Annotated in this window: 23 protein-coding genes; 3 read left to right on the forward strand and 20 right to left on the reverse strand. The window is 49.6% G+C overall.

Features of this window, described 5'->3' with window-relative positions; genetic code table 11:
• The first annotated feature begins 292 nt into the window (after positions 1–292).
• Positions 293–1,042 carry a LuxR family transcriptional regulator gene (locus IMX17_RS23620; protein WP_182265375.1) on the forward strand — a complete coding sequence of 250 codons (750 nt, stop codon included), beginning with the start codon at positions 293–295 and terminating at the stop codon, positions 1,040–1,042.
• Here IMX17_RS23620 and IMX17_RS23625 read toward each other — a convergent pair.
• From IMX17_RS23625 to IMX17_RS23675, 11 genes are all read right to left on the reverse strand, one after another.
• Entirely contained in the window at positions 1,014–1,652 is a 639-nt protein-coding gene (locus IMX17_RS23625) for an acyl-homoserine-lactone synthase (protein WP_182265376.1), read from the reverse strand. The two genes, IMX17_RS23620 and IMX17_RS23625, sit on opposite strands and share 29 nt — an antisense overlap.
• A gap of 188 nt (positions 1,653–1,840) precedes the next feature.
• On the reverse strand, positions 1,841–2,764 hold the full coding sequence (locus IMX17_RS23630) for a DUF1281 domain-containing protein (protein WP_079451176.1): 924 nt from the start codon (positions 2,762–2,764) through the stop codon (positions 1,841–1,843).
• A gap of 111 nt (positions 2,765–2,875) precedes the next feature.
• Complete coding sequence (locus IMX17_RS23635) at positions 2,876–3,148, reverse strand: hypothetical protein (RefSeq protein WP_182265377.1); 273 nt, start codon at positions 3,146–3,148, stop codon at positions 2,876–2,878.
• Positions 3,141–3,419, reverse strand: a complete 279-nt coding sequence (locus IMX17_RS23640) for a TA system toxin CbtA family protein (RefSeq protein ID WP_182265378.1) — start codon at positions 3,417–3,419, stop codon at positions 3,141–3,143. The genes IMX17_RS23635 and IMX17_RS23640 overlap by 8 nt, the downstream gene beginning before the upstream one ends.
• 11 nt (positions 3,420–3,430) lie before the next feature.
• Positions 3,431–4,441, reverse strand: coding sequence for an ArdC family protein (locus IMX17_RS23645; RefSeq protein ID WP_182265379.1), 1,011 nt, complete (start codon positions 4,439–4,441; stop codon positions 3,431–3,433).
• A 75-nt stretch (positions 4,442–4,516) separates the two neighbouring features.
• Positions 4,517–5,119 carry a DUF3085 domain-containing protein gene (locus tag IMX17_RS23650; protein ID WP_182265380.1) on the reverse strand — a complete coding sequence of 201 codons (603 nt, stop codon included), beginning with the start codon at positions 5,117–5,119 and terminating at the stop codon, positions 4,517–4,519.
• Between the two features lie 86 nt (positions 5,120–5,205).
• Positions 5,206–5,691: a hypothetical protein gene (locus tag IMX17_RS23655; RefSeq protein ID WP_182265381.1), complete on the reverse strand. Its 486-nt coding sequence runs from the start codon at positions 5,689–5,691 to the stop codon at positions 5,206–5,208.
• A 60-nt stretch (positions 5,692–5,751) separates the two neighbouring features.
• Positions 5,752–6,330 (reverse strand): hypothetical protein, encoded by a 579-nt coding sequence (locus tag IMX17_RS23660; protein WP_182265382.1) that lies wholly within the window; start codon positions 6,328–6,330, stop codon positions 5,752–5,754.
• Between the two features lie 95 nt (positions 6,331–6,425).
• Positions 6,426–6,800 (reverse strand): hypothetical protein, encoded by a 375-nt coding sequence (locus IMX17_RS23665; RefSeq protein WP_182265383.1) that lies wholly within the window; start codon positions 6,798–6,800, stop codon positions 6,426–6,428.
• Positions 6,801–6,866: 66 nt separating this feature from the next.
• On the reverse strand, positions 6,867–7,139 hold the full coding sequence (locus tag IMX17_RS23670; protein WP_227414682.1) for a hypothetical protein: 273 nt from the start codon (positions 7,137–7,139) through the stop codon (positions 6,867–6,869).
• A 646-nt stretch (positions 7,140–7,785) separates the two neighbouring features.
• A complete protein-coding gene (locus IMX17_RS23675; RefSeq protein ID WP_182265384.1) occupies positions 7,786–8,685 on the reverse strand; it encodes an integrase domain-containing protein in 900 nt (299 codons plus the stop codon).
• A 1,140-nt stretch (positions 8,686–9,825) separates the two neighbouring features.
• Between IMX17_RS23675 and IMX17_RS23680 the strand changes: the two genes are divergently transcribed.
• Positions 9,826–10,440, forward strand: a complete 615-nt coding sequence (locus IMX17_RS23680) for a hypothetical protein (RefSeq protein WP_193550281.1) — start codon at positions 9,826–9,828, stop codon at positions 10,438–10,440.
• Between the two features lie 474 nt (positions 10,441–10,914).
• Positions 10,915–11,307, forward strand: a complete 393-nt coding sequence (locus IMX17_RS23685; protein WP_182265386.1) for a hypothetical protein — start codon at positions 10,915–10,917, stop codon at positions 11,305–11,307.
• A gap of 29 nt (positions 11,308–11,336) precedes the next feature.
• Here IMX17_RS23685 and IMX17_RS23690 read toward each other — a convergent pair whose 3' ends face one another.
• The 9 genes from IMX17_RS23690 to IMX17_RS23730 form a co-directional block, all read right to left on the reverse strand.
• Positions 11,337–12,875, reverse strand: coding sequence for a conjugal transfer protein TraG N-terminal domain-containing protein (locus IMX17_RS23690; RefSeq protein WP_182265387.1), 1,539 nt, complete (start codon positions 12,873–12,875; stop codon positions 11,337–11,339).
• Positions 12,872–13,243 carry a hypothetical protein gene (locus IMX17_RS23695; RefSeq protein WP_182265388.1) on the reverse strand — a complete coding sequence of 124 codons (372 nt, stop codon included), beginning with the start codon at positions 13,241–13,243 and terminating at the stop codon, positions 12,872–12,874. The genes IMX17_RS23690 and IMX17_RS23695 overlap by 4 nt, the downstream gene beginning before the upstream one ends.
• Positions 13,244–13,259: 16 nt before the next feature.
• Positions 13,260–14,741, reverse strand: coding sequence for an integrating conjugative element protein (locus IMX17_RS23700; protein ID WP_193550286.1), 1,482 nt, complete (start codon positions 14,739–14,741; stop codon positions 13,260–13,262).
• 10 nt (positions 14,742–14,751) lie between these two features.
• Complete coding sequence (locus IMX17_RS23705; protein WP_227414688.1) at positions 14,752–15,687, reverse strand: TIGR03756 family integrating conjugative element protein; 936 nt, start codon at positions 15,685–15,687, stop codon at positions 14,752–14,754.
• 73 nt (positions 15,688–15,760) lie between these two features.
• A complete protein-coding gene (locus IMX17_RS23710) occupies positions 15,761–16,165 on the reverse strand; it encodes a TIGR03757 family integrating conjugative element protein (RefSeq protein ID WP_182265390.1) in 405 nt (134 codons plus the stop codon).
• A gap of 3,359 nt (positions 16,166–19,524) precedes the next feature.
• Positions 19,525–20,181, reverse strand: a complete 657-nt coding sequence (locus IMX17_RS23715) for a helix-turn-helix transcriptional regulator (RefSeq protein ID WP_182265391.1) — start codon at positions 20,179–20,181, stop codon at positions 19,525–19,527.
• A complete protein-coding gene (locus IMX17_RS23720) occupies positions 20,178–21,569 on the reverse strand; it encodes an FKBP-type peptidyl-prolyl cis-trans isomerase N-terminal domain-containing protein (RefSeq protein ID WP_182265392.1) in 1,392 nt (463 codons plus the stop codon). Before IMX17_RS23720 ends, IMX17_RS23715 begins: the two co-directional genes overlap by 4 nt.
• Positions 21,566–21,988: a hypothetical protein gene (locus IMX17_RS23725; RefSeq protein ID WP_182265393.1), complete on the reverse strand. Its 423-nt coding sequence runs from the start codon at positions 21,986–21,988 to the stop codon at positions 21,566–21,568. Before IMX17_RS23725 ends, IMX17_RS23720 begins: the two co-directional genes overlap by 4 nt.
• Positions 21,989–22,012: 24 nt before the next feature.
• On the reverse strand, positions 22,013–22,366 hold a 354-nt coding region (locus IMX17_RS23730; RefSeq protein ID WP_193550283.1), incomplete at its 5' end, for a fimbrial protein.

The following is a 22,366-nucleotide window of genomic DNA, read 5'->3' on the forward strand; positions in this document are numbered from 1 at the left end:
GCCAAGTAATTGCTTGTAGTCAATATGTTTGGAATATAATTAAAATTCTGACGTTATATATTAAGAGCTTCGGCCTGCAATATTATTTTTCTTGCATCATATTATCTGGGGCGAATGTTTTCCCAAGTGCTGGCTGAATAATTCGATTATCCGACAACAAGTTTTCTCTCGACCAACGGAAATCATTATAAGTCTTGCCATATCCCAACATAAGTTGTATTAAAGTATCAGCAACACTATACTTTAGTACAGTCAGGCTCTTTAAGGAGTGACTGCAGCACATGGAGCTTTTATGTTTTCCATCTTCAACGAGGAGTCTCCTCTTACGGAAACACTCAGAGACTATATCAATAGAAAACTTTCATCATTCAGTGAGTTAGAGTACGCATACACTGTCGTTAGGAAAAAAGATCCTTCCAAAGTGCTTATCATTTCCAGCTATCCCAACGAGTGGGTCTCATTCTATCGAGCCAACAACCTACAACTTACGGACCCAGTGATCTTAACAGCATTCAAACGAGCCTCCCCCTTCTCTTGGGATGAAAACATCACATTGATGTCCGATCTTAAGATTACTCGTATTTTCACTTTTTCAAAGCGTTATAATATAGTCAATGGTTTTACCTTCGTATTACATGACCCGATGAACAACCTTGCTTTATTGTCGATTCTTATTGGTGATAATAAACAAAGCGATTTAGAAGCACGTCTTATTTCTGAACGCGGCAGCATGCAGATGTTATTAATAGATATAAACGAGCAAATGTACCGACTCCTTAACTCTCATGCAGCAGGAAAAGCATTGCGTCCTTCTGAAACGGAAAAAACTTTACTGACACCTAGAGAAAACGAGATCCTTTATTGGGCCAGTATGGGTAAAACTTATGGCGAGACGGCTACTATCATTGGAGTTTCGTTAAGTACAGTTAAATTTCATATGAGTAATGTCGTCTTAAAATTTGGTGTTAGTAATGCCAAGCAAGCCATCCGTTTAGGCGCGGAGCTAGGGTTAATCATACCGGCAACGAAAGTGGCCAAGTGACAAGGGACGATGTCATTTGAGAGCGTTCAAGTCTTATATAAAGTTTGGATGCGATTCTGCTTTGTTCATCTTGCCCTACCGGTAACCAAACAAGGTAGATTCGCTCTTGCTCGCTAAGGAGTGCTTCTTTCAAAACCTTTATCTGCCAACCAGAGCGTTTAAGAATGGTCAACATTGCCCGACTTACAATTGTATGAATGCCTTTTTTCTGGTGATTTATAGCCCAGTTCACCATGGACAAAAATAAAATCTGACTAATGGGGTAACGCTCTCCAAGCAATAATCTAGCTCGATTTTTATCAACAAAAAAACGACTAGACTCTACGCCAATTGGAGGGAGGTTTACATCCTTAAAACAGGAGCGAAAAGTATGCGTAATCATATTTGGGTACTTCAGAGAAATGAAACGAACACTACAGATCAATTGTCCATGGTAAAGGCCAAGAATATAGCGGGTATTTGCATTATCAAATTCATCAAACTCCATATCGTGATTACACACAACATTCCATCTTAACCGATCACTGAAGGTTGTTTTCCTTAATCGATAAAGCTCATCAGATTGCACTTCATTTAGCTCATTGTAACCAACATCAAATAATTCGAACATATTTTTCCCATTCAGACACATCTTCCTTAGCTAATGCCTGCGAGTATACATTATTTAACAGCACTAGTGTTTCAACGTATCGATAACGACCGCCACCCATTTAATTGCTATAAACAATTGTTTTAAAATAAAAAAGGCCACCAGAACACCGGTGGCCATAGGTTAGTGCTTCAGCAAAAAAACGGTGATTAGCCGGCTGCTGCATTCGGTGACAAGGGAATAGAATCCTTGTCGGCGTAGGTCAGGTGGATCACCTCACCTTCCTCAACCTTAGCCGCTATTCGTCCACCGTCGACATGCTCGCCGCGGTCGTAGCGATCGTAGCCGCTGCGTTCCGCATCAGGCATATACCAGGTATGTTCCACCTGGCAGCTAAACAACTCAGACACTCTCCCGATAACCTCACCGGCCGGCGGGTACCACGGAGAATCGAAGTGTACCGTCAACGTATTGATGCCATCACGTACGCAACCGACATTATGGCCGGCCGGCCACTCGACGCCGTATTGCCGACCATAGAGATCAGTGGTGGTCGGCACATCACGCAGCAGCCCGCCTGAGCCATTCAGTTCAGTTGCCAGTCGCGTCGGGAGCAACATCAGCATATCGCATGGCGCGGTATACTCAGGCATCACGCCCAAACGTTCCCAGCAAATGCCGGCATCGATGTCAGGGCTCACCCCCACCAGTCCGAACCAGTCCGCATACTGGCGCGACAGTACATCCGCCATATGCGCCTTCGCGACGTTGGGGATGTTCTCCCATTTCACCGCATCGATACCCGACTGGCGGTAGAGTCGCTCTATCAGGCGAATGTTCTCACCCGTTAACGTTACATCTGCCTTCAGCAACCCGAACCAGTGTTCAAAGGCCAGATTCTGAGGCGATGCAATTCCCGGCTGCGTTAACAGTGCCGGGTAAGGCACATAAACACCGGGTTTTGTCGTCGCCGGCTTCAGTATGCCGGCACACCCGGCCAGGAACAACCGGCAGCTTTGTTGAACAGCATGACGGTAGTCAGGAACAACATGGCCATTGACCCATTGCTGCAGTTCATCAACAAAAACGGATTGGCCAGTGATCACTAAACGGTTACTGCACCAGTTCGACATGGTCGTTCTCCTCTTCTTACAAGAAAAAAGAGGGAGCTTTCCACAGCGGGGGAAAGTCTCCCCCGTTGGGTTAGGTGTTACCTCATGATGGCCAGGACGCTGCTCCTGTCCTTAGTGGGCTTGCTTGCCATAGTGAGCCCGGTATACCTGATGTTCGTTGCCATTAGCGACCAATCCCAGCTGTACCAATATTCCGCACGCCCACGAGTCCGGACGTCGGCTACCATCGGCGATACTCGCCAGAATGTAATGGATCAGGCCCTCGACATTCTCAAGCTCAACAGCGGCGCAACAGGTCTGCTGAAGCTTCAGCATGTAGGCCAGCTCGCTGGCAATCTCAGGGTCAACGGTTATCTGTAGCCCCTTGTTGGTGGCTTTAGTCATCGGTTATCTCCTGTTTTGTTTCACCGATCACACCCAGCTCTTCCACCTGGCACAGATACGGTGATGATGAGGTAAAGGGATTGGCGCCAAGGCGTACCAGGTGGTATTTATCCACCAGGTTGTTGATCGCCTCAAACGGCCGTACTCCCGCTTCCTGTAAAGCCATCACGCACTCCGCTTCACACAGATCGGTATCGTTTAACGCCAGGCCAAAATATTTGGCCAGTAACCTGCCGGCAATGGTCTGCCAGTAACGTTGTTCAATCGTCATCACCAGAATCCTCATGCCGCAACGGCTGGATCGGTTGTCACCGGGTTAGCCAGGGGCTTCAGCAAAAATTCTGACGCCTCACGGGCCTGTTTGGCCGCACGAAACAGCGCGCGCTTATCTTCACGCAATACCTTGAGCCAGTGCTCAAGGTAGCTGTCGTGCTGGATGTCACCAAAGACGCCAAGCTGCGCGCACATAAAAGCACTGCCCAGCTCGGCCACCAGTTCCTCAAACGCGTATACTGAGTCGCCGAACCGCCGGGAAGAAGACGTGATCCCTTCCCGGTTAAGCCGTTTAGCATGGCCGGTGCTGTGCACCAGTTCATGCAATAACGTTGACCAGTAATCTGCCTCAGTCCGAAATTGCTGAGCCTGTGGCAGGACAATCTGGTCCCGGAGCGGGGAGTAAAACGCCCTGTCCTGATAGGCCTGTTCAACCCGAACACCGCAGGCCTCAACGAGGGTGTTAACCTGAGCCTGCATTTTCGCATCAACCGACGCATCACCCTCATCCGTCTCGGTTGCCGGCATAACGCCGACAACGACCTCGGGGAGGCTGTCGCATTGGGCAACGTTAAACAGGTACATCGGCTTCAGCATGGGTATTCGCGTTTTCAGCGGTTTCCCCTCTTCATCAAACAGCTGCCGGCCATCAGCATCCTCCACTTGCTTATCCCAGGGTTTGAATACCACAGCCAGGGTTGCCGTTTCGCCGGCACGTACATGGCCACCAACGGCTTCCGCCTGCTTATAAGTCAGCCAGCGATTGGAGTGAAAACCGCGTTCTTCCGCGGCTATCCACAACAGCAGCACATTCACGCCGCTGTAGTGGTACCCCGTCGTGCCGTTCTGCGGCATGACAGACCCGGTATAAATCCGGTTCCGGTCAGTCCGCCAGGGCTTGAGCCAGGGTAAGGTGCCACGCTCAATGGCACCGATGATGTTGTCCGTGACCTGTTGGTACAGGTCTGGTCGTTCGCGACGGGCTTTTGCCGGCCGACGTGATGGTGATGTTTTCTTCATGGAATGCTCCTCAATGAAAAAGGCGCATTCCTCCCCTGGCGGCGAAGAATACGCCCCAGGGGACAGGAAAAGTGATTAGAGAGCGAGGTAACGCAGCGCCCCTTTCGGATTCACTGTGTCAACACGCTGTTTCAGCCGTTCGAACAGGGCCAGGTAATCAGCCCGATCGACGGGCTTTGCCCGTTTGCAATCGGTATGACAGGCCGTGGCCAGCAGGTTGATGGCCCGCTCACGCCAGTGTTTAAACTCATCCTGGCTGACGCAAACCGAGTAATGCACTTCGGCCAGCTGCAGCATGCGCGCGGTCACCCGGCGATAATCGGCGACGCACACCCAGTTAACCGTGGCTACGTGCATATAGACCGTTTCGGGTAACAGGTGGATCCAGAGCTCATGGCCTTGCGACAGTATTCGCTCGATACAACTGTCGTTCAGCACCAGCTCCTCGCCAAAGTCGTCGCCGCCGGCAAGCTGCCGGGACGTTTCATACCAGGCCTCATCCTTGTCAGGATGACACCCGTCGGCATACGCCAGGGGTTTGATACGGCCGGTGGCGTTTCGCTCGCCCACGGCCGGCATCAGATAGACGCCATTATCCTTGGCCAACACCAGCGCACACTGATTGGCGCGGACTTCAGCCACCACGGCGCGCAGTTCTGCAGGGTTAAAATGCAACATGATAAGTCTCCTGAGTTGCGGAGACGGACTTCCCCGGGAGGGAAAGCCCCTCCTGGGGAATGAAACGTTATGGCCAGTGGACGGTGTTACCACGAAGCCCGGAAGTAAAGGTGGTCCCGACTGAAATCAAAACCGGCAAGAACGTTGTTAACGTACGCCTTCAGTAAATCGACCTGCGTCCAGTAAATACTGCCGTAGTCACGAGATTCCGAAGGAAACTCCTCATAGCAGTTCGTTTCATTCAACCGAGACAGACACAAATCCAGCATCTGGACGTCGTTACGGTCGAACGCCATCAGCTCACCGCTTGTGACGTCCCCCACACTGTTGTCCACCCAATGCATCAACGCAGTAAACCCGCGAAAATGACAGGTGTGAACCAGCAGCGGCGGATGGTAGTGGTTACACATTTTGTGGTTGTATATTCGCGGCGCCTGCGCACAATCACCACCGTCCTCCAGCCACGCTGGTGAACACGGCACCCAGTCGCCGACGGGTGTCCAGTCGCCGTTTACCGGCAACATCGGATAGTCAGCCTTACGCTGACGGAAAAAGTTGATATCAAGCCCCATGGGTCACTCCTCTCGGTATACGGACAGGAGCTCCCCTGCCGGGTGAATTAAAAATCGCGACTATGCCGCCGAATGCGCCTGATTCAGACGCACCGCCAGCACTTCATCCATGCCGACAATAACGCGCCAGCGACAAAGCAATTCATCGGGATCATCGTTATGACTGCTATACCCTTCCAAATGGTAAAGAATGGAATCATCAGCCAGTGCCGCCTCATCCACTTCACCCGGAGCAAGAAGTTCCGGGCGTTTAAGGTGGTGGCGCAACCAGAGCAGTGGCAACTCCCATCCTGGATTTTTGGAAAGTTTGGAGTCGTTCCGCTCTATCCGTACAGAGCCAGGGCACAGGTTATGAATCAGTATCAGAACCAGTCGGTGAAAAAAATCAGGGCGCTGAAAGAACCCCACACGTTCTTTGACGTAAGGCACCGGTTGCATCGGGATATTTTCCTCTGCTCCCGGTGATACACGTAAACCGGCCGTTTCGAAGATCATGCCATCAAACAGCTGGCCGGCTTTCGTGATACCTTCTGGCCGGGCCTCTTCCGGCAACAGCCAGAACACCTCGGTCACCGCCAGGGTGAAATCAATCCATGCGTCCTGGGACGGTGTTGCGACAAAATAAACGTTCATACTCACGATAAATCCTCCGGTAACAAAAAATTGGGGGGATTTATCCCCCGGACGGGAATAAATCCCCGTCAGGGCGTGTGTCTGTCAGGCTGCCGTGCCGATCACCAAACCTCGAGCTCGCCAATCGCAATGTCGGCTTCGACATCGCGCTTGCCTTGCTCCACGGCCTGCGCACAATAAGACGCGTGAATATCTTTGCTCAGTGTATCCAGGCGAGCCATAAGCGCTTGCCCGTTAGCGGAAAGTGTCGATATATAGCCGTACTGCATGACCAGCAGGAAACCACCAAAGGCCTCTCCCGCATTGATAACGGCATTTTCCACATCATTCAGCTCAGTGGGATCTTCACGTTCAAGAGCCAGTCCCAGACGCTGGCAAGCCCGGATACTCATGAACTTGCCTTCAACCAGGCAAAGGAAATGAAACGCATCAAGCGCGGTTTTTAAGTCAAGTACGTTGGGTAACGGGGTATGCATCGATAAATCCTCCATAAAATGCCGAGGGATTTATCCCCATAACGGGTTTAAATCCCCGTCAGGGTATTAAGTGAGTAAACCGACCGCTCTAAAAGCGGTAACGCAGTCTGGCCAAATGCTCAGCATGTTGACTGGCGAGTCGGTAAGCTTTTCTGCCTCGGTATGCTTGCAAGACAGCACAACATGGGTGCTTGCGTAGGTATATTCGCCTTTGTACCAACCTTTGCGCAGCGTCAGTAACGCGCTGACCGAACCATCATCACTGCAGATAACATGCGCGCGAACGGCAAAATTACCTGCTGCATTGACGTGCCAGTCAGTAAAACGCGGCGGCGCCATGCGAAAAGGTATTCGCTGTACAGCCGATTTGACACGGTGCACAGGGTTGAGAAGAAATCAGGAACAACTGAAGAAGTAAAAACAGACATGGTGTTTCTCCTGTAAAAAAGGGAAACACCGCTCCCAAGGGAAAGGTATTTCCCTTGGGATTTGACTGCGTCACGCGCAATCATCATAGGTAAGAAAGTTAAGCCTTGTTCATCAAAACTACGATGACATCTACTCTCAAAGGCGGGCAGATGTACTACACCGTAAACGGCGTGCTTCCTTTCAAGCTACGGAAGCGTTTTTTGCCACTACCCGAAAGGCGATCCTCACAAGTGGCAAGATCATTGGTGGCTGTAGACTGACAGCCAGGTCACCCGAAGGCGCTCATCACAGACCCATTGAGCATTGGTGGTTGTCCGAAGACAACGAGTAAGCATGTTTATTTTCCGAGCAAATCGCTGATCTGTCAAGAGACTATGAGCCCCTGGTTTTGGAATAATAGGTCCTATTATCCTAATAACGTAACGTCTCCCATTATGATTTTGAGGTTGCAGCCCTGTGAGAGCTGCGACCGTTATGTACGAACCATCATATTCACGCATACAGTTAATAAAATTTTAAATTAATAAAACCCCGCATACTAAATGCAATTAATCCGTTACTCTACATCACCTTTGAAATAGACTTGCTTAATATAACGCCCCCTGCCATCACCATGGCCCAAATCCATCGATACCAATGCCTCTGCTTCTACGCGACTCATTCCATTTTTAACATGATAAGTCACCACATCACGTGAATACGCGTATCGCAAACTATGGGGAGCATCTTTCCCTGTCATTCCAGCTTCACGAACAATATTTCTGTACCGTTCTATTGCTGTATGCAATGAAGGCTTATCAATCAGTTTCCCATTGTGTTCATCACAATGTTTTATTGCCGCCTCTAAAATAGATAAAACCTTCTCACGATTAAAAATGGTCGTATCACGAGGACGACCTCCTTTCGTGCCAAACACAACCCGAACACGCTCGTCTCCATTAATTAAAGCCTGTCGCCATGTTTTTAATGACTTTGCTGACTGAACCGTTTCTTCCGTTCGCAAACCTACATAGCGAGACAACTGAACACCCAATGCTACCCCTGCATCTTTTTTTATGACGTGATTGATGACAGCAGTTAACTTTTCATCCGAAATAGGGGCTTTTTTTCCATCACGGTTAGCACCTGAAATCCCTAAAGCCTGGTTACTCAATTTCTCATGGTTGGGATCAGCCAGTTTATTCCGACCCGCAGCTGACATGATTGAGCGCACAGCTGCCATCTCGTTTTGCAATGTGCGAAGCGATATATTTTCAGCCTGCCGGCTATGAATGTATTTTTCGATATGGGTGGTCTTGATGTGTTTTACATCCCGAATTTGAATATTTAACTTTGCCAGACGTTCAGAAAAACGGTCTGCAATTCTGGAACGGTCAACAACGGTTTTAAAACTCCCTCTTCCCTGACGAGCAAGCGTGACAAGTTGTTTTCCCAGCTGTTTACCGAATCTGGACATCTTAACATCTCCAATGGGATACACGTCCTTCTGCTTTAAAAGAAGCAGACGGATCTGTACCTCAGTAATTTCAACCCCGACGACACGGTTGCTTTTGCGCTTCCTGCGTCTCGACTGGTATCTGTGCATCGGGGCGGCGAAATGTTGAGTTCTTGCGAGGCACCCCAGATCTCTGATCCGTTTGCTGCTAATGCAGAGCTGACTTTCGTCAAGCTGCCTCCAACACTACTGTTCGTAGTGTCGCCATCGATACCGAGTCGATTTCCTCCTTTTAGATAGTGAAACGTTCAAAACGGTGTTTTCCGTCGTAATTACGTTGAAGTGAATGAGTATCTAAACCGTACTGACACAGACTACATGTTGGTCAGATGGTAGTTAAACGTTGAAAGCCACGTCGTACGTGGATTGAGACGTTATGCGCTACGCGCGTCACTTGGTAGTGTCTTCGCCACTTCACAAGTGACGCGCGCTCCTCTGCTCCTAATGAGACTCACGTAAGCGGCCAAATGTACCAAATGGCCTTATACGTGCGTTCAAAAGTCGCATCGTCAGCAACACGTCATAAAAGCCTTAACAGCTTTAAAGAAGTAAGTGATATCAGTCTGTTGCGACTGAATTCTTCAGGCAAGGATTGCCATATGTAGATGTGTGCCAGGCTAATAGCGCCATGGCATTGTGATGACTTTTCAGCAGCCTTAACCGCCCCGAATACTACGTTATACAGGCGATATCTGCTCCCAAAGGCGGGCAGATGTACCACACCATATATGGCGTGCTCCCTCTCAGGCTACGGAAGCTTTCTTTTGCCATCACCCGAAGGCGATCCTCGCAGATGGCCAGATCATTGGTGGCTGCCTATCGACAGCAGGGTCACCCGAAGGCGCTCATCACAGACCCACTGAGCATTGGTGGTCGTCCGAGGACGACAGTACAACGTCGCAATCCTAACAAACCACGTCAAACAAAGGAATAGACATTTTTCAGTTATTTGATAACTTTTCTCTCAGAAAGTAAGTACCGTTAAAGTGATCGATATTTCTTATCTAAAAGAGGTTGTGTTTTTAGGTTTGGCATAGCGTCAGTATTACTAGTCAGAACCTCCCAAATAAGAACATTTCGATAAAACATGCTGAGGGGCTAATGAACAATAATAGAAATAAAGATGAATCAATAAAATATCTGGCATCAGAGTTTAAAACTGATGAACACTCACGCTTTAACAAAATAAAATCGACAAAACAACTGATACAAGATATAGCAAATGCAGCAACATATCTAAAACATGAAAAAGAGTACGAAGGGAAGAGAAAAGAGTGGGGAATCATAAACGCCCTTAACGGCCTGGCTATTTTAGCCATATTAATACTGATATTCTCCATCAACCGAGATAGCGACTCTGAATACCTTGGTAAATGGAAATTTTATGCGTATCTTTTTTCAGTCTCCCTTACGGCAATTTGGATAGGCGTTAACATTGAAAGACTGTTTTTAGTCAGAGAACTCTGGAAATTTGGCATAACAAAACTTATGGTGTCATTATCATTTACTGCATTACTTGTTTTTTCTACAGCAACAGCATCATCTGCCATAAATGGTATTTTCGGAATTGACTCATCTCACTTCCCATTCACCAGGAGTTTTATGACTGCATATATCTTTTTCACCCACGCATCACAGCTTGTCTATGTTCTGTTGACTGCAGCTGCATTTAACCTTTTACCAATATGCTATTATCTAAAAAAAATTATGGGATGATGACACTGATAGAGAGATTCCATGGGGGGCAATTACCTTTATTTTGCTAACACTCGTGTTCACCTACTTTTCCTGGGGCTGGGTAAGTAATAACTTTAATAAAGACACTCTGAGTGAGAAAATATACATCCTTGCTCACCAGCTTGATTTCAATGACAATAACTTGTGTTTAAACCTAAGGAACAAAAATGCCAGTGTTATCTTCCTGGGACCAGAGCAAAGACAGGTAATGGTTGATTTTAATACTATTAAGCCAGACGATATTTCAAGTTTTGTTGAGGGTGGCCGAAGTTTCAGACTGGAAATGAAAGATTTTCAGATTATGCCTTGTTTCTATTAAGCGGTTGCCAGCGTATCAAAAACGAACGACGAATGCTTCTGTGCCCACCCATTTGCCGAAGAGCCAAGTAAATAGCCATTGATTGTTATTTAAGCTATAGTACTCAAACGGCTAAGCAGGCATATGGAGGCATTATGAGCCAAGCCAGAGATCAGCAGGCCTATCAAAGAGGCATTTGGGCAGCCCGCAAGTGGACACGCCTGAAAGACACGATCATGAGATGGGATCGACACTGCGTGGCTAAGGCACGAAAGCACAGGCTTCCGGGTTGGATAGGACACATTCCAATCGTCATGTTCACCATTAGCATGCTGGCAATTTTGGCATTCGGAGGGATGTTTATTGCAGCTTCAGCAGTATTGGTGGGAGCGATTATTCTCTTAGTTTTCCCGTCAAAAACGCAGCTCTCAAGTTTTCGACAATCCGATGATAATGACAAGCAAATCTATCACGATTGGAATCGTGACCGTTTCAATGGTAGAGAATACCATCCTCATCGTTATAATGAATGGAAAGATGATGACTAGGCTGGGGATGTCCCCCAGCCATAAATAGTTTACCCTCCAGTCAAATTTTTCCCGGCTTTTTGCCCAATTGCCCCTTCAACTGCGCCTCCCAATTTACCCCCGGTATTATGAGCCGTGTCAGTACCGCTTTTAACTGCCGCACCGATAGAATGCCCAACACTAACACCGGCCCAGGACAATGCTCCCAACCACACAGCCGGCAACACGATAAACGTACAGCCCATCACCAAGTTCATAATCAGGTCATCGGCACTATTCTGGAACCCTGCCACATTCCAGCGGCTGTGCGAGTCAGAACTGTACAATGCCTCCAGTAACCAGCTATCCAGCCAGCGCGCCAGTTCCCACCAGAACGTCAGGAAGTTCAGCGCAAATACCACGAACGTCACGGTAATCACCGTCTTGTACGCGTAGGCCGCAAAGGCCAAGATGAGCGGCACCATGATATAGACCGCCATCAGCAGTACCGCCTGCACCATCGGCAAGGCCTGACGCATGGCATCAAATGCCGGATAGGCCGCCAGGCTCCCCAGTGTAGTGCCACCCATAGAGGCAATACGGTTAACCGAGTTGTCCAGGGTAAAGTCTGCATTGCCGCCGTAGCCGGCATAAGCGCGTCCGCTCTGGGAGACCGTCAGGTTATCCGGGCTGACCAGGCGCCGTACCACGGCTTCCTTATAATCTGCATCCGGTTGCCCCATCATCTTCAGCGCGGCAGACATCCGCAACATCACGCCTGGATCGACCTGTTTCACCACGCGAGCCTCCAGCCCCGTCTCGCCGGCTGACCACCACTCGCTGCAGGTCGGGTACCCGCCTCGTCCGGTGTTTGGCCGGCCGCTGTCCCTCGCCTCATTCCACGGGAAGCTGGCGCGCGGCGTTTTGGACTGAAGGTTGTTGTAGTAGCCGCCGTTCAGGAAGGTTTTCGACCCCAGCCACTCGATATCACGTAGCGTGGCCTTGTCGGTCGTTTGCCCCTGGTCACGGTTCTGCCAGGTATACAACGCCAGTGCGTAGCAGTCGTTGGTGAAGTCCTGCAGCTCCTTCGCCAATGCAGGATTATTGACCCGGCTGTGCTGAACCTCAAAACGCACCTGCCGCAGATCCGGCCGACACGGAATGGTTGCAACGGCCGCCGACGTGATGCCTTTTGAGAGTTTATGCACCACCAACCACCACACCGGCACCTTCGCCGTCTGGCCGTTCATACTCGACATGATGTTGGCGTAGCCCGTTTCATCCGGCTTCTTCGGTGCCCATGTACCACAGGTCGCCGCCCGGCTGCTGTCGTACTTGATGGTGTCGAGGCTGACATTCATCAGCGGCAGACAGCAGGCCAGCATCACAAAGAATGCCCCGTAGAGCAGGTTTTCGATGCGTGGCAGAGACAGCATCCCTTTGTTGCCCTCATCCTCCCCTTCCTCGCGTACCTTCAGCCAGATGGCTGGCACCTTGAACAGCAGCGGCAGCACAAACAGCCCCGTACTGACCAGCAACTCCCACAGGCCATTGTTAATCAGCCAGCCGAGCAGCGTCAGAAAATACTCCAGATAGCTGTTGGTCATCATAACGACAGCCCTCCATCAAAGAGGCTGTATTCACAGGCCAGGGCAAATACCGCGCAGGCGATGGCCATACGTTTGAGCGGCTGCTGGTATTCCGGTTTGCAACCCGGCGCGTGCCAGATTTTCCAGAATCCCCAGGCCAGCGCGGCGTATAGCGCCAGGCGCCAGCTCAGCCAGCCATAACGGGTGCTGTGTACCCAGTCACGCAGCGCGGCACTCTCTCCCGGGTGATTGACACCCCAGTGAGCCATGCCCAGCGCGACAATCATCGCTATCACCAACATGCCCAACATCTGCAGAACACGCTTAGCCCGCAGACCCAATCGGCGCCTCCTGGCGGGCGTCACCGCTTTTTTCTCTGTTTCGGTCATTGATTCATCCTCACGATTACTGGTCGCTTTCCGGCACGGCCAGCTGGTTGAACTTGGTATCCGGACTGTCAACCGACTGACGCTGCGGGTTGGTATCCGCCCGATTGTTCTCCCTGTCGATGATGGTCAGTACCGCGTTACGCGCAATTTCACGCTTCATCTCCATCTCGTTCTTGAGCGCCGTGATCTCACGATCCAGCGCCTCGATACGCCAATCGCCTTCTTCCATCGCGACTTTTTGCGCAGAGGCGTTCGGCTCAGACATCCCAGTGGTGATCATGCGCCGCATGATAAAGGCCGTTTCGATGGTATCCGCCATCGCCAGTTCACTGGCCAGGCGCCCAACCAGGGCGGCATTATCCGGATCGCGCTGCAGTGCCTTGATAACGCCGGCGGTCACCGCCAGGCTACCCGTCTTGAGTTTGGCCAGGTTGCCCGCGGTGGGTTTTGCTGCCCCATTGACCAGCCTGGCCAACTGCTCGTTATTCGTTTTCGTCGCCTCTTCCAGCATCGGCGCAAACCCCGTACCGGCTACGGTGCTGCCTGGCTGTTCGGTCCCTTCGCCACTGGTGCATTGCGCTGCGTCCTTGCAGGTGCGCAGCGAGGTGTCGCCCAACACCTTCACTACAGCTGCTGCCGCTTCTTCACTGCTGGCATATTTGGTACAGGCACCACCGGTACAGCTGCTGCCGGATACGCTGGAGGTGCTGGTGACCGGCAGCGCATTCATCATGTTGTAGCCAGCTGCAGCCAGATCGTGCGTTGGCTTGATAGCCGGCTGACCGGCGCCGCCGCGCTTCTGTCCACCGATCCAGGTCTGGCCGGATTGCCCGGTTACTTTCTCGGTGGCATTCATCGACCGCACTGCATCGGCATCCCCGTTATTGATCAGGCTTTTGGCCTCCTCCATCACCGCCGCCTGGCTCCATCCGCCGGAGTCCGCCATATCCATCATCCGTTTGGAGAGGTTCTGGCAATTGAGCTGGGCTTTGTCGAATGCCACATTGGCCTGCAATACCCCGTTGGTCAACATTTCATACAAGCCCGGGTTAGCACGCTGGATAGCCATCGCAGGCAGACTGGCTACCGCACCGGTAGCGCCCTGAATAACGTTACCCATCAGGCTCTTGAACCCGTCCGTCACGCCATTGAGCTGGTTACCGATGGTACTCTTCAGGTCGTAGTTGCCGCACATCAAATCCGAGCTCCAGCCCAGGTTCATCCCCAGTCGCTGCATATTGCCACGCGTCGCCGGCTGCGATATCACCGAGCCTCCGCCCAGGGAATAGAACAGCTTGTCCGAGATGGCGCCGCTGGCGTTCTTTCCGTAACCGATATTGCTGTCATTCACCTGGGGCAACGAAATACCAAACAGGGTACCGTTATCGTCATTGTCGTCAGCGTACGCATTTACGCCGGCCAATGCCATACTGCTGACAACCAACAGAGACAGCAGACTGCGCCGTCCCCAGAGAGATTTATTCATTGGTTTTTTCATCATTTATGCCTCAAAAATCCGTGCTGTAGAGGAAACGCTGCCCGCGGCGCTGGCAGCAGCTGTATGGTTGCCACAAGGCGAAGGCAGCGTTCGCATCCGCGGCCGGCGGATGCTCACCGTCCGGGAACACGGCACAGGACTGGCTCAGTTGAGGTGCCAGACGTTGCCATTTGTGGTTGCTGGTTCCGGTATTTTCCTGAACCGCACTTGGTGGCCAGTACCCTTCCGAGCGCTGGCCCTTCAGGGGCTGGTAGACGTGCGGCTGACCAGACCGAGTGATGATGTCCGCCACCCGCTGTGCCACCAGAGCACCCGCCTTGTCGTCATCGACCTGAGTCACAAATCCCGAACGGGGATAGACATTGCCCCACATATTCGTGGCCGCCTGACTGCCGACCTCGCGCTGACCAGGCACCAATGCTTCGGGATAGAGGGATTCCGGCATATCAGTACGCCATGCCAGGCTGTCCAGCGTGCTGAGGAAATACGGCACGAAGGGGGTCGCCGCACTGCGGCACGAATAGCCGGCAATGCTGCCGCCAATCAGAGTCGTCGCCGGATGACCAATGGCATCGGCATACTTGAAGTGAAGGTTGGTTTTACGCTGCCCGGGGGTTTTCAGCTCATTGTTGCCACCGCCGGCTGCAACGCCGCCCAGCGCGCTGGTGATATTGCTCTCGAGTCCGCCGGCGGCCTGACTGACCATCGACATCTCACGCCACGGATTGCCTCCCGGGGTGTTATACGCCGACACTACCGCCTCCGGGATGAAATGGCTAACTTTGACCGAAGTTCGGACAGTGCAGCCGCCCCAACTGCAGAACAACCAGTAGCAAATACCGCTGACGCGCCAGCTGGTGCAGGACTGCGACACCGCACTGGCAACAATCTGCGCGCTGTTAAGTGTGGCATTCGTCGCCGGCACGCCGGCCGCAGACAGCATCATGGCCACACCGGAGGATTTAAGGGTCAGCCGGAGTTGTCCGGGAGACGCCAACTGCAAGGGAGATCGTTGCATATCACTGGCCCTCCAGTGACTTCGCGCGCAACGCGGTGGCCCGGGCGATATCAGCGGTGCCATACACCACATCCCGCTCATCAAACACGACCGCGGGGACTTTTTTGACGCCCAGTTCCCAGGCGCGCACCACCGCGCGGTAAACCGTGGCCAGCTCCTGTTCATGCGCCTGCCACTGCGGTGACTGCAGTACGGCTTTCGCCTGGCGCTGCGCTTCATCCGGGTTCGACGACAGTGCACCAAAGAGCTGCGTCTGCAACTGCTCAGGACCGTCAAGATAAATCACGGTCACGGAGGCATCATTATTGGTCGGGGGATGGAGGGAATCGGTATACAGCACCGTGCCGGCAAGCACTGATGCCGGTATCAACAGAGGAAACAACGTCAGCAACGTGCTGATTTTCATGGCGTACACTCCTACGTGGATAGAATCCACACAAGGTGCTATAACGTGCTCAGAAATACAGCAAAGAAGTCTTTATTGGATTGCGATAATTTTCTTCGAAAGCCAGCTCTTTATAATCTCTATTAAAAAATCAAAAAAAATAGCAGCCCAGAACCTTTCTCTCTTCGTATGAACTCTCGCAAGACTGATATCCTCCCCTATAGAGAAAAGGTATCAGTGAACTTATCGGCATTAAGGAACCGATTTCCGGATGAGAAACTTAACGTAATAACTCACCAAACAATGAGTTCCTCCAGTAAAAACATCCCGACAAAATAATCGTGGGGCAGCACCCCAAAAATTCTTTCTTTTAATCCACGTAAAAATTAGCAACATTTGAACTTTCGTAAAAAATCCACCAACTCATCTAGGACACTCCCATCAAACGAAAAACGAGACAAGGAAACATACACATATCTATGATACCCATCTCCATAGAGATAAATCTGATAAAGAATAATTAATTACAATCAGCTTGACATCAACATATTTCTCACCACAACACTATGTGCCTGTTAGAATTTCCATCTGTCAAAATTAGAGTTTCGTACATAAACCATACTTAATTAACAATGTTTTACTTACAACCCCATTCATGCAAACCCAAGTTACTATGTTTCACTGTATCTTAAGCCTTATAAGGATATTTGCCGTCTTGCGGTATTATTGTCTCTGGAGCGATAAGGTATACAGCATGGTTTTCAATCCTATGATTTTTTTGTGATAAACAGTCAGGCCGCCAATGCATAACGCTGAGGTTCACACTTAGATGATAGCAGCAGGATAAGAAGGATACCGTGCCCCACAACTCAGAGCGTAGATATCAATAGCACGAAGCATGGCTGCAGTTCATATTCATCATGGTTTTGTAAATAATGTGTTAACATCTGGTGGTGGTTTCGGATAACAGCCTATACCGAAAAAAAATCAGTAATGATATTCAGTTATTACTTCAACCAATGAATAGATGAAGGTCAAAAATAACCATCCCCATAATAGAGTTAACTTTTATAACAATGTGAATGTGCTTAGATTTTTATCCCATCAAGGACTTCAAATGGCTTACATAGAGACAACACCCAATAATATCAACGATAGCTTTTAGATCACAACCAAATTACAAAACAATAAACAACCCATCACTATAATTTATATGCAATGATAAAAACCGCATTAAAAAATAGCTACTCCAACAAATCAATAAAAACGCAACACAAAAAATCAATATATTACCATTAAGAAATAAAAACTGGATTTGAAAATTTTTTTTGCATTTAAACTTATCATAGCTTTCAGTATAAATGTTAACTTTGCCTGAAAAACAATGCGTTGCATACTTTAATAAAAAAACGCTTAGTTTTAATAAATTTATTCTTGACTTTCATCTTTCTTGATATGAATATTTTCCTTCTATATATTTTTCGAGATTTTAATAGACTAACGTGAAACGCAAAGGAAACGTAACAGATGAAAACATTCAATATTAAGAAGGTGACCATACAAGAACCCTATTAAGAATCAATAAACAATTCTAATGCGGCCAGCAAATTTATTTAAATTAAATAGATAATAGATAGACAAAAAAAACATAATACCAAAAAAAACACAGCCACGTATTTAATTGGCAGGCAGCACTCATTATTCAGCATCAAATTTCGAAAATGCAGTGCCATCAAGATAAAAAAACCAACGTACCTTTAATTAGGTAAATTAGATTTGCTAATATTATAAACGCACTTTATTACTAGCATAGTTAAAGAGGGTTTGAGTTTCATCTAAAATTAACATGCAGCATGCCATTTACAACAATCAAATATAACCCATCTAATTATTTAAGCACTCTCTAAATATAATAACCTTTCCAGACATACATCAAACAGCATTTCAAGTTCCAAAATCAAAAAAGCTCTCTTTAATAGGCTCAGATGTCTCTTTCGGAACTCTCAACTTGTCGCATGAAGCATTTTATAAAACCATATTACTTAGTGATAATAAGACACTCCAATTATTATCTTTAATTAATAAAAAAAACCAAATTCATTTACTCCAGTTATATTTAAATAAAAATCTAATTTTTAATTTTAAAAATCACTTAATTATTGGAAATTTCACTTTATCTAGCCACATCATTAACTAATCTCTCCAATAGAATTACATCGATTTGGTTATTATAATAGTAAACACCCAGGATTTTCGAAATTTTAAAATGAATTTATCTTTACTGCATTACTCTACAATCCTAATTCTCGAGTATCCTCTTAGAAATCCAATCAGCAATAGCTGACACACTCTCTAAAGAAACATACATGATTTTTTTAAAAGTTAATTTTACGGGCAATAGTAACACTCTCGATTAGAAATGTATTCTCATAACGATACATAACATCTAAATAGTCAGAGTAAGTATATTACGTTGGAGGGGAAATAGAGAAATGCGTGCAGGCCTAAATAAACGTATGCTAAAAAACTGCTATTATATATTTCCATTCGTACAACGACTTGAATATCACAGACAAAAAATCAAATCCCACACCCACTACGCTCTACCATATACAATTATGACAAAACATAATTAGTCATCACACTTTTATATGCTTATATATGTATATATCACATCAACTCCCTAGTGTTTTATTGTTGACTTTATCGCAAAAGTTTATAACTTCATTAAATTTAAATTTCATACCACCTTTTGAACCCCTCGTAGGACTAGGCAGCTTACAGCCCTTATAATCACTTTTACTTCTAATGTAAAATATTAATTCCCCAGGCTTCAACCCTATCATTTTGGCGAAAACATCAACATCAATTAACATACACCCCAACTTATAAATTCGGCATTGATAATAAAATCAAGACTATGTAATGCGTGGCGAAAATTAATAATGAAAGACACAAAAAACATACCAATACTAACTAACAGCCACGCATGAAATTATAGAAACTGAACAAAAAAGCATAAATAACTACAGAAACGCAATGCCCCTAACAACAAATAAGCTTTACCACAAAGTTGCGCAGGAGAAGAAACTAAGCACCTTCTCAAAAGTAAAGTTAAAAGTAAGAATAAAAACCATTATCATGATAACTGTTACAGCCATGAAGAAATTAGATATGAAGATCATACTTCTTGATCTTGGAATAGTTCCCTTTCGATACATATATGTACTTATTGTTAAACTGAGAACAATAAAAAACATTGTCAAAAAAAAAGAAAACAATGTGTAACTAGTCATATATCCTCACGTTAATTAGTTTGAATAGTATCTTATAGATAATATAATCTCTTAACACTCTCAAAAAATATAGGATCAGCAAGATTACTTACTAAGAATATTGTGTTTTCTAAAAAACACTCTTTCTTTAATAACATCGCTGCCAGAACTCCATCGCAGCCAGCTGTAAAGCTCGGCATTACGCCGGAACCCCATCTTGCGCATAACGCTCATCTTGTGGTTGCTGACCGTCTTCACGCTAATATCCAGCATCCGGGCGATCTGCCTTACCCCCATCTCTCGTGCCATCCAGCGCATGATCTCCTGTTCCCGCAGCGTAAGACCTCGGTGTTGGCATACACAGTTCATGCCACAACTCGGCCAGTCCGGCCATTTGCCGCCCAACTCCAACTCAGTGCTCACCTGATGCAGCGCCGAGTCCAACGGCATATTGTGGTAGATGACGCCGGCTTCCAGCCCACAGCTATCGTCAATAACACGATGAAATCTTTTTTTCGGTTTTCGCAACGAGAAATACAGTGTTTTCCGCCCTATATTCTGCATATCAAATAAATGGCCAAAGCAACTCTTTACGCCGGGAGGAAAATAGCAGAACACCAGATCGGCTTCGTGAACCTGCCGCGCATCCACTAACAGCGTGCGCTTGCCGTAAGTGCTGAAGTGCAGCGCCAGAGCCTCTTGCCAACCGGCGCTGAAGTATCGATTCTCATCAAATAGCGCGATTTTTACCATCGTGTTCATCCCTGCCCTCCCGCCGTGTCGGCTTCCCGTTTAACCGCCTGGACGCCCTTTGCCGGCGCCTGGCTGTTGTCGATGCGCAATTCATAAACCATGGTGGCGTTGGGCGGCACCTTCGGCGGATAGCCGGTTTCACCGTAGGCCAGCGCCGGCGGCACGACCATCGTCAACGAGCCGTGGTTGTGCAGATGACTTATCGCCTCCCGGAACAGCGGCGGATACTCGGACAGCGGTTGCGACAGCACCTTGCCGCTCAGTTCCATATCCTGGATCACCGTGCCGTCGGTCAATTTCTCCTTCACGACCACATCGACCACCGCCGTTGGCGCCAGTGCGCCCTCCCCGGCATAATCCACCCGATACCAGAAGCCCATCGCCGACTGTTTTACGCCCTTTTGTTGACGGAACTGCGCCAGATAATCTTCATCACGCCGCTGCTGTTCGTTAACGCGTTTCTCACGCGCGGCCACGGCGGCGGCATCCGCCTGCGCCGTCAACGTGTTCAGTTCCTGCGGCGGCAGCTGCAAACGCCCCGACACGCTGTCGATAACCCCCGCCAACAGGCTGTCGCGATCCACCGGTACGCCCCAGCTTTGACGCTCCGTCATCAACCCCTGAATATCCCGCCCCAGCGCACTGCCCGCCGCATAGGACAAACGCTTGCGTTCATCCTTCAACTGCTCCGGCGTCATCTCCCATTGCAGCCGCTTACGCAACGCCAGCAGGTCTTCGCGCGCCTGCTGGGTCACTTTCTGCTCATCGGCCCGCTTCTGCTCGCTTTCTTCCAACGCGGCGCGCAGAGCATGCAACGCCTCCTGGTGCTCGCGTTGGCGTTGTGCAAGCGTCTGTGCCGATGCCTGCGCGGCAGACTCAAGTTCGTTGACGCGCCGTTCGGCCTGCGCCGCCGTCGCTCTGCTTTTGGCGGTTTCCTGCGTCGCCTGACGCAACAGCGCCTCGGCGCGCTGCGCGTCGGGCGAACCGCGCCAGGCGGCACCCAGCCCGGCGATCCACTGTTGAAGCGTTGACGAATCCGGCAACGCCGCGACGGGGGGGACCGCTTTCTCCGCCCGCAGCGCGGCGAGCTCCTGGCGCAGCATCGTCAGTTCCATTCGCTGGCGCGCCAGCTGTTGATCGCGCGCCAATAATTCCTGGCTCAGCGTAAACGTTTTGGCCGGTGAGGCTGGCTTATTGTTGTCCGACGGGCGCTTCGCGGGTTCACGCTTTTTTTGCCCCGACGCACGGTCGTCCGGCGCCGTTTTTTCTTCGCTCGCCGATTCGGTGTTCTGCCGTTGATACTGCTCGGCAAACTGCAGCAGCGCCGGCACGCCGTCGTCCGCTTGCGCGACGCCGGTGAACAGCAAAGCGACACAGCCCAGCAGACGCAGCCTCATTTAACCTGCTCCCCGCGATCCGCCAAGCCGGTCAACACCGCCTGATTCACCCCGGCGCACAGATAGTTGACCTTGTAGCGATACAGCGCATCCACCGTCTCCTGCGTGTCGCCGTTTACCCGGGCGCGCAGGCTGGCGTACTGCGAAGCGCCGCTCATCAGGCTGTCGAACGCCTGTTTGTAGCGCTTATACTGTTTCTCGTTGACCGTGCGCAACGCGCCCAGCTGCTGCTGGCACTGCCGCAGTTGCTCGGCCTCACGCTGCTTGCGCAACACCTCTTCTGACGGAGGTTGCACAGCCTGATTTTGGGTGTTCACGGCGGGCTTGCCCGACTTTTGGCTTTGGCAAGCGGCGGCGCTCAACGCCAACAGGCACAGCAGACTCATGCGCAGGGCGCGAGTGAGGGGTTTAATCATCATTGCGTTTTTTGTCCTTGTAGACGCTTATTCGTATTCCAACGTGAAGGTGGCCACCGCGCTGAAGGTGCCGCGGCCGATGGACTTCGTCTGGATGGCTTCCGGCTCTCCCTGCACATAGGCTTGCAGCGTGAGTGTGGTGTTGCCGGCGTTCAGGCGGAATTTATCGCTGGCGCGATTGAGCGGCAGCGCCTTGCCGCTGCTGTCCTCCAGCCCGATGCCGATCCCCGACGCCAGGCTGCCGGTATCCAGCTCCAACAGGCCGGGCAGTTTGGCGTTCTCAGTACCGGTAAACGTAATGGCCACCGTATTGCCCAGGCTGAGATCGCACTCGGTCAGGTGCAACGCGAAGGTTTGGCTGTGGGTGCGGGTGTTCAGGTA

It is taken from the genome of Serratia sp. X3 (assembly GCF_014982455.1).
Lineage (GTDB): Bacteria > Pseudomonadota > Gammaproteobacteria > Enterobacterales > Enterobacteriaceae > Serratia > Serratia ureilytica.